1 protein-coding gene is annotated in these 878 nt (G+C 52.7%); it reads left to right on the top strand.

Features of this window, described 5'->3' with window-relative positions:
- Positions 1–864: IS982 family transposase (locus ACQ4M4_RS28710; protein ID WP_430687888.1), on the top strand; the 864-nt coding region annotated here is incomplete at its 5' end.
- Positions 865–878 lie beyond the last annotated feature (14 nt).

The following is an 878-nucleotide window of genomic DNA, read 5'->3' as shown; positions in this document are numbered from 1 at the left end:
GAAGTGTTTTGTGACATCGACGACTTTTGCCAACGCTTCGAACCCTCATGGCAACAGACGCTGCTAGCGAGCGGAACGCAGCAACGACAGCGGCAACGAAGTCTATGCCTCAGCGAAATCATGACGATTCTGGTGCGCTTTCATCAAACGCACTACCGCAACTTCAAGGCATACTACACCGAACAGGTGTGTCAATCCTGGCGCTCCGCCTTTCCTGGACTGGTGAGCTATGAGCGCTTTGTTAGCTATATCCCCTCTGCTGTGTTGCCCCTGTGTGTCTACCTGCAGCACTGTTTCGGTCACTGTAGCGGCATCAGCTTCATGGATTCCACCGCTCTGGAGGTGTGTCATCCTCGTCGCATTTCTCGTCATCGGGTCTTTCAAGGACTCGCCGCGATCGGGAAAACGTCACTAGGTTGGTTCTTCGGCTTCAAGCTGCATCTGGTCGTCAACGAGTATGGGGAACTCCTCAATATCACCGTTACCCCTGGCAACACTGACGACCGCAAGCCCGTGGTTGACTTGCTCAAATCGCTCTTTGGCAAAGTCTTTGCAGACCGGGGCTATGTGTCTCACGCCTTGGCTCAGCAGGTGTTTGAAACCTACGGCATCCAGTTCTTCGCTCGTCCTAAACGGAGGATGAAAAACCGCTTGATGCGCTTGCATGACAAGCTCTTAGCCCGGAAGCGGTCGATCATTGAAACCATCATCGACCAGTTGAAGAACATTTCTCAAATTGAACATTCTCGCCACCGCAGTCCGGTCAATTGCTTCGCCAACATCCTGTGTGGGCTGATTGCCTATTGCCACCAGCCGAAGAAGCCTGCTCTGAGATTAGATTGGGCTTTGTCTCCTGCGGCTTAACCATAACTGAGGTT

It is taken from the genome of Leptolyngbya sp. AN02str, assembly GCF_050565595.1.
Taxonomy (GTDB): Bacteria; Cyanobacteriota; Cyanobacteriia; order Elainellales; family Elainellaceae; genus Kaiparowitsia.
The sequence above is the reverse complement of the archived record's forward strand: the minus strand, read 5'-3'. Positions and strand labels throughout refer to the sequence as shown.